General features: G+C 63.5%; 13 protein-coding genes and 3 tRNA genes. 4 read left to right on the forward strand and 12 right to left on the reverse strand.

The window, feature by feature from the left end:
• The 8 genes from tuf to IFU00_17945 all read right to left on the reverse strand — a co-directional run.
• A partial coding sequence (gene tuf, locus IFU00_17910; protein MBD8544159.1) for an elongation factor Tu occupies window positions 1–878 on the reverse strand: 878 nt, incomplete at its 3' end.
• An 86-nt stretch (window positions 879–964) separates the two neighbouring features.
• Window positions 965–1,039 (reverse strand) — tRNA-Thr (locus IFU00_17915).
• A 39-nt stretch (window positions 1,040–1,078) separates the two neighbouring features.
• Window positions 1,079–1,152: transfer RNA gene (locus IFU00_17920), tRNA-Gly, on the reverse strand.
• Window positions 1,153–1,188: 36 nt separating this feature from the next.
• Window positions 1,189–1,273 (reverse strand) — tRNA-Tyr (locus tag IFU00_17925).
• A 168-nt stretch (window positions 1,274–1,441) separates the two neighbouring features.
• Window positions 1,442–2,977 (reverse strand): HDOD domain-containing protein, encoded by a 1,536-nt coding sequence (locus tag IFU00_17930; GenBank protein MBD8544160.1) that lies wholly within the window; start codon window positions 2,975–2,977, stop codon window positions 1,442–1,444.
• Window positions 2,978–2,979: 2 nt separating this feature from the next.
• Window positions 2,980–4,632, reverse strand: a complete 1,653-nt coding sequence (locus tag IFU00_17935; GenBank protein ID MBD8544161.1) for a response regulator — start codon at window positions 4,630–4,632, stop codon at window positions 2,980–2,982.
• A 146-nt stretch (window positions 4,633–4,778) separates the two neighbouring features.
• On the reverse strand, window positions 4,779–5,714 hold the full coding sequence (locus IFU00_17940; protein MBD8544162.1) for a J domain-containing protein: 936 nt from the start codon (window positions 5,712–5,714) through the stop codon (window positions 4,779–4,781).
• A gap of 133 nt (window positions 5,715–5,847) precedes the next feature.
• A complete protein-coding gene (locus IFU00_17945; GenBank protein ID MBD8544163.1) occupies window positions 5,848–6,996 on the reverse strand; it encodes an SAM-dependent methyltransferase in 1,149 nt (382 codons plus the stop codon).
• A 66-nt stretch (window positions 6,997–7,062) separates the two neighbouring features.
• Here IFU00_17945 and IFU00_17950 point away from each other — a divergent pair, with 66 nt between their 5' ends.
• From IFU00_17950 to ttcA, 3 genes are read left to right on the forward strand one after another with little or no spacing between them, the layout of a single operon-like run.
• The gene (locus IFU00_17950; GenBank protein MBD8544164.1) at window positions 7,063–7,899 is read left to right on the forward strand and encodes an SDR family oxidoreductase; all 837 of its coding nucleotides are present in this window, start codon (window positions 7,063–7,065) and stop codon (window positions 7,897–7,899) included.
• 2 nt (window positions 7,900–7,901) lie between these two features.
• A complete protein-coding gene (locus IFU00_17955; protein MBD8544165.1) occupies window positions 7,902–8,300 on the forward strand; it encodes a dihydroneopterin aldolase in 399 nt (132 codons plus the stop codon).
• Window positions 8,297–9,250 carry a tRNA 2-thiocytidine(32) synthetase TtcA gene (ttcA, locus tag IFU00_17960; protein MBD8544166.1) on the forward strand — a complete coding sequence of 318 codons (954 nt, stop codon included), beginning with the start codon at window positions 8,297–8,299 and terminating at the stop codon, window positions 9,248–9,250. The genes IFU00_17955 and ttcA overlap by 4 nt, the downstream gene beginning before the upstream one ends.
• An 89-nt stretch (window positions 9,251–9,339) precedes the next feature.
• On the opposite strand, the gene IFU00_17965 is transcribed toward ttcA, so the two are convergent.
• From IFU00_17965 to IFU00_17975, 3 genes are all read right to left on the reverse strand, one after another.
• Entirely contained in the window at window positions 9,340–10,191 is an 852-nt protein-coding gene (locus IFU00_17965) for a transposase (GenBank protein MBD8544167.1), read from the reverse strand.
• 187 nt (window positions 10,192–10,378) lie between these two features.
• Window positions 10,379–10,807, reverse strand: a complete 429-nt coding sequence (locus IFU00_17970) for a DoxX family protein (protein MBD8544168.1) — start codon at window positions 10,805–10,807, stop codon at window positions 10,379–10,381.
• A gap of 35 nt (window positions 10,808–10,842) precedes the next feature.
• Window positions 10,843–11,625: a dioxygenase gene (locus tag IFU00_17975; protein MBD8544169.1), complete on the reverse strand. Its 783-nt coding sequence runs from the start codon at window positions 11,623–11,625 to the stop codon at window positions 10,843–10,845.
• 104 nt (window positions 11,626–11,729) lie between these two features.
• On the opposite strand from IFU00_17975, the gene IFU00_17980 reads away from it, so the two are divergent.
• Window positions 11,730–12,611, forward strand: coding sequence for a LysR family transcriptional regulator (locus IFU00_17980; protein ID MBD8544170.1), 882 nt, complete (start codon window positions 11,730–11,732; stop codon window positions 12,609–12,611).
• Between the two features lie 19 nt (window positions 12,612–12,630).
• Here IFU00_17980 and IFU00_17985 read toward each other — a convergent pair whose 3' ends face one another.
• Window positions 12,631–13,737 (reverse strand): S-(hydroxymethyl)glutathione dehydrogenase/class III alcohol dehydrogenase, encoded by a 1,107-nt coding sequence (locus IFU00_17985; protein MBD8544171.1) that lies wholly within the window; start codon window positions 13,735–13,737, stop codon window positions 12,631–12,633.
• Window positions 13,738–13,739 lie beyond the last annotated feature (2 nt).

Raw genomic sequence — 13,739 nt, forward strand, 5'->3', positions numbered from 1 at the left:
TGACCACGCTGGACATCTTCACGCTTGGTACCGCGCAGCAGCAGGCCGACGTTGTCGCCAGCTTGACCCTGGTCCAGCAGCTTGCGGAACATTTCCACGCCGGTGCAAGTGGTCTTGACGGTGTCGATGATGCCGACGATTTCGATTTCTTCGCCGACTTTGACAACGCCGCGCTCGACACGACCGGTCACAACGGTACCGCGACCCGAGATCGAGAACACGTCTTCCACTGGCATCAGGAACGCACCGTCAACAGCGCGCTCTGGCGTTGGGATGTAGGTGTCGAGGGCTTCGGCCAGACGGGTGATGCATTCTTCACCCATTTCGCCCGGCTTGCCTTCGAGGGCCATACGTGCCGAACCCTTGATGATTGGGACGTCGTCGCCTGGGAACTCGTACTTCGACAGAAGCTCACGCACTTCCATTTCGACCAGTTCCAGCAGCTCTGCGTCGTCGACCAGGTCGCACTTGTTCAGGAACACGATGATGTATGGAACGCCAACCTGACGGGCCAGCAGGATGTGCTCGCGGGTCTGTGGCATTGGGCCGTCAGCGGCCGAGCACACCAGGATCGCGCCGTCCATCTGCGCAGCACCGGTAATCATGTTCTTGATGTAGTCGGCGTGGCCTGGGCAGTCAACGTGAGCGTAGTGACGGTTTTCGGTCTCGTACTCGACGTGCGCGGTGTTGATGGTGATGCCGCGTGCTTTTTCTTCTGGTGCCGCGTCGATCTGGTCGTAGGCCTTGGCTTCGCCGCCGAATTTCTTCGACAGGACGGTCGCGATTGCAGCCGTCAGCGTGGTTTTGCCGTGGTCAACGTGACCGATAGTGCCGACGTTTACGTGCGGCTTGGTCCGTTCGAATTTACCTTTTGCCATTTCAGACTCCTAAGATCTAACGATATTTTTGAGAATTACCAGGCACACCTGACGGACGAGTGCAACGCGACTGCCGTACAAAATTCTGGTGCCCTTGACGTGGATTGAACACGTGGCCTCTCCCTTACCAAGGGAGTGCTCTACCACTGAGCTACAAGGGCTGATTTGGTGCGATGTTCAACTTGCACACCGCAAAACACTGGAGCGGGTGAAGGGAATCGAACCCTCGTCGTAAGCTTGGAAGGCTTCTGCTCTACCATTGAGCTACACCCGCGAGGTACAACTTCAATTCGACTTCACGATCTTCTTTTGGTGGTGGGGGCTGGATTCGAACCAGCGTACTCAGAGAGGGCAGATTTACAGTCTGCTGCCTTTAACCACTCGGCCACCCCACCGCGAAGAACCGCAGAGTATGAAGCAAGCTCAACGTACTGTCAATCAGGTTTGGGTAGAAGGTTTTTCCACTTCGCCTGACAGCGTTGCTTCGGGGCGTGATTGTAACGGTCCGACTCTAAAGCCGCAAGGGTCATTTTGCGCAGCGTGAAAAAAACTTGGTTTGTTCGTCAAGCCGGCGCCAGTGCGGCCAGCACTTGCGCCTTGAGCGCCTTGATCAGCGCCGTCTCGTCCGGCGGCACGCCTTCGGGCGCCGTAAAGATGCGGTCCGCGTAGAACAGCCCCAGCTGCGCCTTGCCCACCACCAGCGGCAGCACGATGAAACTCTCGGCGTCCGGCAGCAGCGTCTTGTACCAGGCCGGCAGCAGGTCGCGGATCTTGGGGCTGAAGGCGTCCGGGATCATCATGTCGGCATTGTTTTCCAGCGCCAGGTGGAACAGGTCGCGTGTGAATGCGCACGGGAACGTGAAGCCGGCCTGCAGCTCGGCCTTGTTCTCCCCCAGCGACGCCCGCGCCCGGAAGGTGCCGGTCCGGCCGTCGCGCAGGCAGATGGTGGCAAAGCGAAAGCCCAGCGCGCCGTACAGCGTTTCGAGCACGGCCATGATGACGTCATTGGCGCTCGTGGCAGATCCCCCCAGCACCGACACATCCTGCACACCGGCCAGCAGCAGGTCGCGCGCATTCTTCGGCTTGCCACTGGGGTAGAACTCGCCGTCGTCGGCCTCGCCTGCGTCCAGCATCGCCAGCGCCAGCACATTCGGCAGGCTGCTGCCGGCCTTCGGATCGGTCTTGGGCGCGCGCTCCATGTTCATGCTCTGCAGCATGCCGTTCATGCTTTCCTGGACGGTGTCGAACAGCGCTGCCAGCCCGGGCATGTCGAGCCCGAGCGCCACGCCGTAGCGTGCCAGCAGCGCCCCGGCTTCGGGCGAATTGGCCGGATCATGGTGATGGCCCATCAAGCGCGCCACGTCCTGGCTGAATGCGGCCACCTGGCGCATCCACTCGGCGCGCTCCGGCGCGACCGCGAGCGTGCCGGGTGCCGGCGGGGCCTGGGCGTCGATAATCAGCGCGGGCAATTGCCATTCGCGCAGCACGGCCTCGGACAGGATCTCGAAGGTGCAGCCCAGGATCAGGCGCGACGCCTGCGCATGGGTGTGCTTGCCAGTGGCGACCAGAGCCGCGATCTCGCGGTAGCGCTCCGGCTCGTGGCTGGCCAGCAGCATCGGCCCCAGATTCTTGAACAGCGCGCAGATCCCCGCTTCTTCGGCGCCCGGATGGAGGCTGCGGTGCGCCATTTCCTGGCCCACCAGGCTGGCGCACAACGCCGCCTGGAGTTCGACCCGCACGCCGTGCTCGGCCACGTCGAGCGCGTCGACCAGCAGCATCGCCAGCGCGGCGGCGCGCACATTGTCAAAGCCGAGCAGGGAGATGGCGCGCGAGATCGTCGTCACCGGCGCGCCCAGCTGCGTGCGGTACGCCACCGTGTTCGACAGGCGCAGGATGCGCTGGGTCAGCGCCACGTCGGCCATCACGTAATACGCGAGGTCGGCCGAGCCCTCGTCGACGCTGTAGCCCATGCTGATCACGCGTGTCATGGTGCCGCCAAGACTGAACATGCGCTCGGTGCCGCTCAGCTTGCGCATCAGCGCATCGCGCACCCGGCCCGACGCGGGGTGACTCCGGGCGCCGTGGGGAAGGTCGGCCATCGTCAGTCCGCCTTGGGCGCGGGCATGCGCAGCCCCTGGCGCACGCCCTGGTCGTACTGCTTGAGCACTTGCTGGAACAGCGCGGCCAGCGCCGGCAGCTTGGGATTGAGCGGGTCGAGCTTGCGCACATTGGCGATCAGGGTCGGTACCTGGCCACCAAGCCGCTCGTCCCAGCCGCCTGCTTCCAGGCAGCGCAGCACCGCGAGCGCAGCATTGAACGCCACCGACGGATTGTTCGGCAGTTTGTGCGCCGCCTCGAGCATCAGCGTGACCGCGCCCCGGTAATCGCCGCTCTTGGCGCGCGCGGCGCCGCTGGCGACCAGGTCGACCACGTGCTGGCGGCTTTCCTTGACCATCGAGCGGGCCAGTTCGCCCTTGCCCGCGCTTTCCATCACGCCCACCGCGCGCGCCATCACGGCCTCGTCGCCGGCATTGCGCATCACGTCGCGCACGACCGAGCAGGCGCCCTCTTCCATACCATGGTCGAGGCACGTGCGGGCGAGCTCGAGCTTGATGTCGACCGACACGCCCGGCGCATCCTGGCAAGCCGCCACCGCCGTGGTCAATGATTCGCCCAGGCGCACGTCGTTGCCGGTGTATTCGTGCACCAGGGCCGAGGCTACCGCGCTGCACAGGACCGTCGTGGCGCGCCCGCCCATCGTGCGGTCGAGATCGCGCACCACCGCCGCTGCGCCCACCGGATCGCCCTTGCCCACCAGCGTGCGCACCAGCTTGACGTGGTCTTCGGGATCGCGGAACTCGGAATACTTGGCCTTGCCCACCACCTGGCGCAGCGACTTTTCGGCGGTGTCGATGTCGCCTGCGTCGAAGGCGATGTCGGCCAGCGTACGCAGGCGCCGCACCGCGTGGGGCGAGACGGCCACGGCATCGGCAAGCACGGCCTGCGCCTTGTCGAGCTCGCCAGCCGCGGCGTGGGTACGCGCCAGCCAGTCGAAGGCGTCGACGAAATTGCGGTTGGTGTCGACCAGCTCTTCGAGGATTTCCTTGGCTTCGGCCAGGCGCTTGCGCACGAACAGCGTCTTGGCCAGCCCAAGCCGGGCCCAGGCAATCGCCTTGATCTCGACCAGGTGCCGATAAATCGGCTCGGCCAGCTCGGCCTGCCCCAGGAACATGTGCAGCTCGGCGCGCAGGCGCAAAAAGTCGATGGCATAGCGCGTGTGCAGGCGCTGGCCCTCGATGCAGGCAGCAACCGCCTCCACCTGGTCGCCCGCCTCCATCAGCGTGTACACGGGAAGGAAGGCATTGCGCTTTTCGAGTGCGCGCCCGATGCGCTCGAGCAGGCGATCGGCAGTGAACGGCTTGAGGACGTAGTCGGTCGGCGCGAGCTCGGCCGCGCTAACCACCTTGCTGTGGTTGCCTTCTGCGGTGACCATGAAGAACATCGTGGCCAGGCGCATCAGCTTGTGGTGGCGCAGGTCTTCGAGCAACTGCTGGCCATCCTGGCCGCCTTCGAGGTCGTATTCGCAAAGGACGAGGTCGAACTGGCGCAGGCCCAGGTGCTTGATCGCCTGGTTGGACGTGCTGGCGTGCTCGATCCGGTTCAGGCCGCACAGCGTGAGCATGCTGTGGATGCTGGCGCGCATCCCTGCGTGTGGCTCGATGATCAGGGCCGTCAGGCCTTCCAGTTCGTTCATTGTGGTCCGTGTTGGCCTGCGTTGGGCGTGGGGCGGCTGCATGGGCACGCAGTATCGACCCAGTATATTACGGCGCAGAACGAATTAAATGAAATTGGCATGATGCGCTGTGCCGCAAGCAGGCACGGCACATAAAAAACGACAACTTACGGAGCGGGCTGGCGGCTGTCGCACTCGCCCTTGCCGGCGCCGACGACGACGTTCTGGTAGTGCACCTCGTACTTGCCGGGCGTCAGCCTGTCGAGCGTGAACGTCGCACGCGGCTGCACGAAGGCGTGGCGCACGTTTGCGCGGCGCTCCAGGTCGTACAGCTTGACGAACACCGGCGACGCGTTCGCGCTATTGTCGATCGTCACCTGCATCCCGGCGCCCTCATTCCCCACCGGGTAGCCCGGCAGATAGGCCGACTCGGCTGGCCACGGCTCGCCGCCTGGCGCCGTCAGGGTTTGCAGGTCGGTGCTGCAATCGGGCACGCGGTCAGGCACCACCAGCTGGGCGATGCCGAGTGTGCGAACGGCAGGCGTACCACGGCCGGCCCAGGTATCCGGCGCGGGCGCGGGCTCGGCGGCTGCAATTGCAGGCGTCGCTGCAGCCGGCGGCGTGCTGGCCAGCACGCTCACGGGCTTTTGCACACCGCTCCAGGCCAGCGCGCCGGGCATCATGCCCGGTTGCCCGATGAGCAGGACGGCAGTGGCGGCGCCGGCCACGAAGCAGATGGTCAGCCCCAGCCACCAGCGCGGATCGCGCATCAGGCGTGCGCGGCGCGGCTTGTGGGCTGACGGGGCGTCACCCGCGTCGCCGCCCTTGCGCAGCTGGCCATCCTTGGCGTTCGAGCTTTCCAGCCACTCGACTTCCCATTCTTCGGATGCAATCCACTCGTCATGCTCCTTGCGGCGCACCGGATCGGCCAGGACGTTGTAGGCCGAATTGACGACGGCCATGATGCGGGCGGCCTTTTCGTCGCCCGGATTCTTGTCGGGATGGTATTTCTGGCTCAGCGCCTTGTACGATGCACGAATGACTTCCTGGGGCGCGTGACGCGACACCTTCAGGTTGTCATAGTGTGTGTGAATCTTGGCCATGGTGTGTCAAATCTGCCCGCTGATGCCTGCCATTGATGCTACGTCCTCGGCCGAGGCGGATGGCCGGACCCTGGCACTGGAATGTCGTACAGCTTAGACGCAATTGTGTCCGTTGTGCAAGATATCACAATTGTCACAGGCGATGACTGCGGTCGGCCTGGACGATTGCATGGGGCAATGTTACAGCCTGCCCGACCACCAGCACCTTGAATAATTCGCCCATTTCCGCTGGTGAGACGAGCTTTTGCACGGCGCGCGACTGTGGCAGGAAGCGCAGTGCATCCTCGGGGTTGTTTTCAAGCAACAATTCACCAATCCCGCCACCGATCAGGAACGCGGCCTGGCTCATGTAGGCCAGCACCGGCAGGCCCGCATCCTGGGCCGCCAGCGCCATCGCCGTGAAATCGACGTGGGCCGTAATGTCCTGCAGGCCCGGCAGATAGAACGGATCGGGGTGCGCGTGATGGCGGTAGTGGCACATCAGGGTGCCGCCGATGCGCTGGTCGAGGTAGTACTCGTGGGCCGGGAAACCGTAGTCGAACAGGATTGCCGCGCCGCGGCCACCCGCGAACATCGTTGCCAGCGAGCCCATGAAGCCGGCGCCGACCGGGTGCAGCTCGGTGACATAGCCTTCGATCATCTGTTCATGGTCGGGCACCTGGCGCACCAGCTGCTCGTGCAGGGCGGCATCAAGCGGCGCCTGGACAAACGCGAATGCGCCGTCCTCGATCGTGACCATCTGGCGGCGCCAGCCGTCCCGGGTGCGGATCACCAGCTCGACCGGCATCGCATCGAGCACTTCATTGGCCAGCACCGCGCCGCTGAAGTGCTCCGGCATGGCGTCCTGCCAGCGTACCTGCGGCAGATCGGCCAGGTTGGCCTGCTGGCGCGCACGCAGTTCGCCCGACAATTCGATGATCGTGTACGAGTTGACGGCGACGCCCTGGCGCGCCAGCGCAGCCAGCACATCGCGCGCCAGGCGACCGGTGCCGGCGCCGAACTCGATGATGTCGGGCGCGCTTTGGGCGATAATAGCGGCTGCCACGCGCGCCACCGTTGCCCCGAACAGCGGCGTCATCTCGGGCGCGGTGATGAAATCGCCCTCGGCGCCGAGCTTGGCGGCGCCGCCGCTGTAATACCCGAGGCGCGGCGCGTACAGGGCCAGTTCCATGAACCGCGAAAACGCGATCTGCCCACCGGATTGTTCGATCTCGTCAGCGATGAGTTGTTGCAGGGCGTGGGACGCGGCCAGGGCGTCGTGGTCGGGGGCGGGCAGGGACATGCCGGCATTGTAGCCAGATTCGCTTTTATCAACAATTTACTGCCTGATGTTCAGGCTTGATCACCCATGATGACCGACACAGCTCCAACCGCCCTGCCCCGGGTCGCGCTGGTGACCGGCGCCGGCCGCCGTCTCGGGCGCGCCATTGCGCTGGGCCTGGCCAGGGCCGGCTGGGATCTCGCGCTGCACTACCGCCATTCCGAACAGGATGCGATCGCCACCCGCGACGCCATCGTGGCGCTGGGCCGGCGCGCCGTGCTGCTGCAGTGCGACCTGGCCGACGATGCCGCCGTGCGCCTGCTGGCGGGCCGCGCCATCGACGCGCTCGGCACGTTGACGTGCATCGTGAACAACGCGTCGTTGTTCGAATACGACAGCGCCACCGACTTTTCGCCGACTCTGTTGAACGCGCATATGGCCGCGAATGTCACAGCGCCACTGCTGCTGGCGCAGGCGCTGCATGCGGCCACGCCGCAGGGCGAGCAAGCCGTGATCATCAACCTGCTCGACCAGAAACTGTACAATCTCAACCCGGATTTTCTGTCGTACACCTTGTCCAAGGCAGCGCTGCACGCAGCTACCACGATGCTGGCGCAAGCGCTGGCGCCGACCGTGCGCGTGGTGGGCGTGGCGCCCGGCATCACGCTGGTCTCGGGCGAGCAGAGCGAGGAAGGTTTTACGCAGGCGCACCGCGCCACGCCGCTGGGGCGCTCCTCGACACCGCAGGACATTGCCGACGCGGTCGTGTACGCCGCCAGCGCCCGCGCGCTGACGGGCACGACCCTGCTGGTCGATGGCGGCCAGCACCTGATGCCATCGACGCGCGACGTCATGTTTCTGACCGAACCGCGCAGCGACGACCCCAACAACCGCAGCACCGAATCATCTATCCAAAAGGCTTAACCATGTTGTCCGCCCTGTCCCACCCGAGCTTGCGCGATTGCCGCCGGCTGTTCCTGCGCAATTACGAAGTGATGATCAATATCGGCGTGCACGATTTCGAAAAGAAGGGCGAGCAACGTGTGCTGATCAATGTTGAGCTGTACATTCCGCTTGAGATGTCGACGCCGAAGGCCGATCAATTGGCTGAAGTGGTCGACTACGACTTCATGCGCGAGACGGTGGCCCAGCGCATCGCCAAAGGCCATATCCATCTGCAAGAAACACTGTGCGACGACATGGTCGAGGCCATGCTGGCCCATCCGCGCGTGCGCGCGGCGGGCGTGTCGACGATGAAACCCGACGTGTATGCCGACTGCGAAGGCGTCGGTGTCGAAGTATTCCGTGTCAAGGACGAAGCATGAACGAAACCGTTATCGAGCGCCTGACCGAGGCCGATTTTCCGCTGGGCGAGGCCGCCCCCGTGATCGACGCCAAAAAGCAGGAAAAGATCGCCCACGAAAACCACAAGCTGCACAAGCGCCTGTGCCGCCAGGTCGGCCAGGCCATCGGCGACTTCAACATGATCGAAGACGGCGACAAGGTGATGGTGTGCCTGTCGGGTGGCAAGGACAGCTACGCGCTGCTGGACATCCTCCTGACGCTGCGCGAACGCGCGCCGATCCACTTCGACATCGTCGCGGTCAACCTCGACCAGAAGCAGCCGAACTTCCCGGCCGACATCCTGCCGGCCTACCTGGACAAGCTCGGCGTGGACTACCACATCGAAAACCAGGACACCTACAGCATCGTCAAGCGCCTGATCCCGGAAGGCAAGACCACCTGCTCGCTGTGCTCCCGGCTGCGGCGCGGCATCCTGTACCGCGTGGCCGATGAGCTGGGCTGCAACAAGATCGCGCTGGGCCACCACCGCGACGACATCCTCGAAACCTTCTTCCTGAACATGTTCTTCGGCGGGAAGCTGAAGGGGATGCCGGCCAAGCTGGTGTCGGACGATGGCAAGCACATGGTGATCCGCCCAATGGCATATGTGAAAGAGGCTGATACGGAGCGCTATGCTGAGGTAAAAGGCTTCCCGATCATCCCGTGCGACCTGTGCGGCTCGCAAGAGAACCTGCAGCGCAAGCAGATCAAGAACATGCTGCGCGAGTGGGAGAAGAAACATCCGGGGCGCGTGGAAAGCATCTTCTCGTCACTGTCGACCGTGGTGCCATCGCATCTGATGGACCGCAATATGTTTGGCTTCGCGGATCTGAAGACGGATGGCGTGGCCAATCCGCTGGGAGATATCGCGTTTGATGAAGAGCCGTGTTCGACGCCGGTAACGGGGACGATTTCGTTGACGCAGCTGTAATTGTCAAAGCCGGGGTCAGGTCTGACATTCGGACACGGCCTCAACGTCAAAGCCGGGGTCAGGTCTGACATTCGGACACGGCCTCAGCACTAAGCATGCGGTTTCGCTTTCTCGAAAGCAGCAACCGCCCGGCTGACCGTTTTGGTCGAGACGCCAAAAGCGATCGCAATCTGCGGCATGGTATAGGCGGTCGATCGATAGGCGCGTGCCATCGCCTCATCCCTGGCGGGATAGGTGTTCTGATAGTCAGCCAAGGGAAGCGCCACTGCGCGCCGCGTCGCCCGCTTGGTTTCCATGAGCGCCTCAGATCGCTGCATCTGCTGGTGCGCCGATACGAAAACTTCATCCCCCAGAAGGATTTGATGGCGGGTGGCGTCCAGCGGATTTGCTTGTCCGACACCTGCCAGTACAAACGCCTGATATGCCTCAATGGCGCTGGTGCGTGTGTCACCGAAGCGCTCCAGGAGCCGATCTCGCGCCAACCATTCAGGCGGCGTTTCATCTCCGACAAAATAACGATGACTGCTCCATCGCCATTGATCCAGCGCTTCAACAACATGTGCACGTAGTGGATTCAACACGATGTACCGGGACACTTCCAGAAGATAACTTTCCTTCTGCACCAGGATCGCCTTGTAGCGCCCTTGAAACAGGTGGCCAACGAGATGATGCCGTCTGTTGACATGCTGCGAATACGACCCGTTGAGTTGACGTATGCATTGCGGAAGATTTGCTTCAGCCGTTTCGATCAGTAGATGGTAGTGATTGGTCATCTGGCAAAAGCTATGGATCACGCAGTGGTGGCGTTCACACACCTTCGCAAGAACCTCCAACCAAATTCGGCGATCGGCTTCATCGCGATAGATCGTGTTACGCCGATTACCGCGCGACGTCACGTGGTACAGCGCACCGGGAAAGTCGAGTCTGAGTGGTCGTGTCATCCGGCCACGCTACCGGATGCGGGATCGCTGGCGCTGAGATTGCTCAGCATTCGAGGACGCCAGGGAGGTCATTTGACTAGCGCTGAGGTCGTGTCCAAATGTCAGACCTGACCCCGGCTTTTATCCGAGTAAAGCCGAGGTCGTGTCCGAATGTCAGACCTGACCCCGGCTTTGGAAACAGCTCGATTCAGTTCCAGCGGCCGTTGGCGCCACCGATGCTGTAACGCCCCGCCCCCAGCAGTGCGACCGCCACTGCGGCAAAGAAGAACATCCCCTGCAATTCCAGCGCCCAGCCACCGGTTTCGTTGAGCGTGAAGAACTGGCTCGTGTGTGCCAGCAGCACGGCGACGATCATGTTGATGGCCACGATCAGCGCTGCAGGACGCGTGAACAGGCCGACCAGGATGAGCAGCGGCGCGACGACTTCGCCGATGTATACCCCGTAACCAAACACCGCAGGCAAGCCGGCTTTGGCCAGCATGTCGGCAACAAAACCAATGCCGCCGCTCAGTTTGGCAACGCCGTGGAACAGCAGCATCGCGGCCAGGGCGACGCGCAGCACCAGCTTGCCGGCGTCGTTGGTATTGTTATTCAGTTGTGTGGAAGTGGTTTGCATGATCGTTCTTTCGTAAATGAAAACAAGGTAAATGATTAATTGAACGCGTAGGCATCCATGGCGAGCACGCCATGTTCGACACTCGTGTGCAGCACGGACGCTCTGGCATCGGGCCCGGCCGCGCCCATTGCCACGAACAGCGGCAGCAGATGTTCTTCGGTCGGATGGTTTTTTGCAGCCATTGGCGCCAGCTGGCGGTAGTCCAGCAAGGCTGCGCGGTCATTCGCCGTCAGCCGCTCGCGCATCCATGTGCCGAAGTCGCTGACCCAGGCTGGCGGCGGCGCATCGGCGCTGTGGCCGCGGATTTCATACAGGTTGTGGGTCAGCGAACCCGAGCCGATGACCAGCACGCCCTCCTGGCGCAAGGCCTGCAGCGCCAGGCCCAGTTGCTGATGCAGCGCGGGGCTGGCGCCATGGACGATCGAGATCTGCATCACTGGCACGTCGGCGGCCGGATACATCAGGCTGAGCGGAACCCACGCGCCATGGTCCAGGCCCCGTGTCGCACTGCGCCCGACCGGGATACCGGCCGCGTCGAACAGCGCCGCCGTGCGTTCGGCGGCAGCAGGCGCACCCGGCGCCGGATAGCGCATGTCGAACAGCGTTTGCGGAAAGCCGCCAAAGTCGTGGATCGTCTCCGGCTGGGTGGCCAGCGAGACGGCCGGGCCGCCAGCGGTTTCCCAGTGCGCCGAGACGACCGCAATCGCGCTCGGCCGTGGCAATGTCTGGCCCAGCCCCTGCAGGAAGCGGCGTGCCGGGCTGTCTTGCAGGGCAAGCATCGGCGAGCCGTGTGAGACAAAGATCGTGGGCAAATTCATGGTGCACCTCGTTAAGTGATGCATGCATGGTACCTATGTCCCTGTCGTTGATAAAGCAGGGGAACGTGGTTAGACTATTTCCTTTTGATTGACAATCCCGACCAATGGACTTGCTCGGCTCGATGAAAACCTATGTTGCCGTGGTCGATAGCGGCAGCTTCGCCGCTGCCGCGCTCCGGCTGGACGTCTCACGCGCCATGGTGTCCAAGCAGGTACAAAAGCTGGAAGAGCACTTGGGCACGCGCCTGCTGAACCGCACCACGCGGCGCCTGAGCCTGACGGAAACGGGCCGCGCCTTCCACGAGCGCAGCGTGCAGATTCTGGGGGATGTGAACGAGGCCGAGCAGATTGCCGGCCAGATGACGACGCTGCCGCGCGGCGTGCTGCGCGTGACGATCCCGCTGTCCTACGCGCAGCATCGCCTGGGCAGCATCATCGGTGCGTACACCCAGGCCTATCCGCAGGTGCAGCTCGATATTGCGCTGTCCGACCGCAAGGTCGACCTGGTCGAAGAAGGCTTCGATGTGGCGATCCGGATCGGCGCCCTGCCCCAGTCGGATCTGATTGCACGCAAGCTGGGCGTCGCGCGCAGCATCGTGTGCGCCTCGCCAGCCTATCTGGCCGCGCACGGCACGCCGCAGACGCCGCACGATCTGAGCCGGCATACGTGCCTGAGCTACTCATTGAGCGGGGGTGGCGCCGACTGGCGCCTCGAGTCCGCAGGCGAACAGGTTACCGTGCCGGTGACTGGCCCGATGAAAGCCGACAATGGTGACATGATCCGCCTGGCGGCGCTCGCCGGGGCCGGCATCGTGTTCCAGCCGCACTTTATCGTGGGCGAGGATCTGGCGGCCGGGCGGCTCGTGCAGGTGCTGCCCGGCTGGGAGTCAGCCGAGCTGGGCATCCATGCGCTCTATCCAAGCCGCAAGCACCTGTCGGCCAAGGTGCGCACCTTCGTCGACTTTGTCGTGGCCGCGCTGGCCTGAACCGCCGCGGCCGACGGCATCAGTACAGCACCACCGAGCGAATCGATTCGCCGCTCTTCATCAGGTCGAATCCTTCGTTGATGCGCTCGAGGGGCAGGCGGTGCGTGATCAGGTCGTCGATATTGAGTTTGCCTTCCATATACCAGTCGACGATCTTCGGCACATCGGTGCGGCCGCGCGCGCCGCCGAAGGCCGAACCGCGCCACTCGCGGCCCGTCACCAGTTGGAATGGGCGGGTGGCGATTTCTTCGCCGGCAGCCGCCACGCCGATGATGAACGACTTGCCCCAGCCCTTGTGCGTGCATTCAAGTGCCTGGCGCATCGTGTTGACGTTGCCGACACACTCGAAACTGTAGTCGGCGCCGCCATCGGTAATCTGCACGATCGCATCGACGACATTCTCGACCTCTTTCGGATTGACGAAATGGGTCATGCCGAACTTGCGCGCCATGGCCTGGCGCGCCGGGTTGATGTCGACACCGATGATCTTGTCGGCGCCCACCATTCTCGCCGCCTGGATCACGTTCAGGCCGATGCCGCCCAGGCCGAACACGACCACATTGGCGCCCGCTTCGACCTTGGCCGAAAACAGCACCGCGCCCACGCCGGTCGTCACGCCGCAACCGATGTAGCAGACCTTGTCGAACGGGGCATCTTCACGGATTTTCGCCAGTGCGATTTCCGGCACCACGATGTAATTCGAGAAGGTCGACGTGCCCATGTAGTGAAACAGCGGCTTGCCATCGAGCGAAAAGCGGCTGGTCGCATCCGGCATCAGGCCGCGGCCCTGCGTACTGCGGATCGCCTGGCACAGGTTCGTCTTTTGCGACAGGCAGAATTTGCACTGGCGGCATTCCGGCGTGTACAGCGGGATGACGTGATCGTCCTTTTTCAACGTCGTCACACCGGGGCCCACATCGACCACGATGCCCGCGCCTTCATGGCCCAGGATCGCCGGGAACAGGCCTTCGGGATCGGCGCCCGACAGCGTGTAGTAATCAGTATGACAAATGCCGGTCGCTTTCAGTTCAATCAGTACTTCGCCCTCGCGCGGGCCTTCCAGGTCGACTTCTTCGATGGTCAAGGGCGCGCCGGCGCGCCAGGCAATGGCTGCTTTGGTTTTCATGG

The sequence above is a fragment of the Oxalobacteraceae sp. CFBP 8761 genome, assembly GCA_014841595.1.
Lineage (GTDB): Bacteria > Pseudomonadota > Gammaproteobacteria > Burkholderiales > Burkholderiaceae_D > Telluria.

Excerpts from the sequence above, each read along its gene's own strand:
- IFU00_17985 (MBD8544171.1), bottom strand. The coding sequence starts at position 13,737 with ATGAAAACCAAAGCAGCCATTGCCTGGCGCGCCGGCGCGCCCTTGACC.
- IFU00_17950 (MBD8544164.1), top strand. The coding sequence starts at position 7,063 with ATGATGACCGACACAGCTCCAACCGCCCTGCCCCGGGTCGCGCTGGTG.
- IFU00_17955 (MBD8544165.1), top strand. The coding sequence starts at position 7,902 with ATGTTGTCCGCCCTGTCCCACCCGAGCTTGCGCGATTGCCGCCGGCTG.
- IFU00_17975 (MBD8544169.1), bottom strand. The coding sequence starts at position 11,625 with ATGAATTTGCCCACGATCTTTGTCTCACACGGCTCGCCGATGCTTGCC.
- IFU00_17930 (MBD8544160.1), bottom strand. The coding sequence starts at position 2,977 with ATGGCCGACCTTCCCCACGGCGCCCGGAGTCACCCCGCGTCGGGCCGG.
- IFU00_17980 (MBD8544170.1), top strand. The coding sequence starts at position 11,730 with ATGGACTTGCTCGGCTCGATGAAAACCTATGTTGCCGTGGTCGATAGC.
- IFU00_17945 (MBD8544163.1), bottom strand. The coding sequence starts at position 6,996 with ATGTCCCTGCCCGCCCCCGACCACGACGCCCTGGCCGCGTCCCACGCC.
- IFU00_17935 (MBD8544161.1), bottom strand. The coding sequence starts at position 4,632 with ATGAACGAACTGGAAGGCCTGACGGCCCTGATCATCGAGCCACACGCA.
- IFU00_17970 (MBD8544168.1), bottom strand. The coding sequence starts at position 10,807 with ATGCAAACCACTTCCACACAACTGAATAACAATACCAACGACGCCGGC.
- IFU00_17965 (MBD8544167.1), bottom strand. The coding sequence starts at position 10,191 with ATGACACGACCACTCAGACTCGACTTTCCCGGTGCGCTGTACCACGTG.
- IFU00_17940 (MBD8544162.1), bottom strand. The coding sequence starts at position 5,714 with ATGGCCAAGATTCACACACACTATGACAACCTGAAGGTGTCGCGTCAC.
- ttcA (MBD8544166.1), top strand. The coding sequence starts at position 8,297 with ATGAACGAAACCGTTATCGAGCGCCTGACCGAGGCCGATTTTCCGCTG.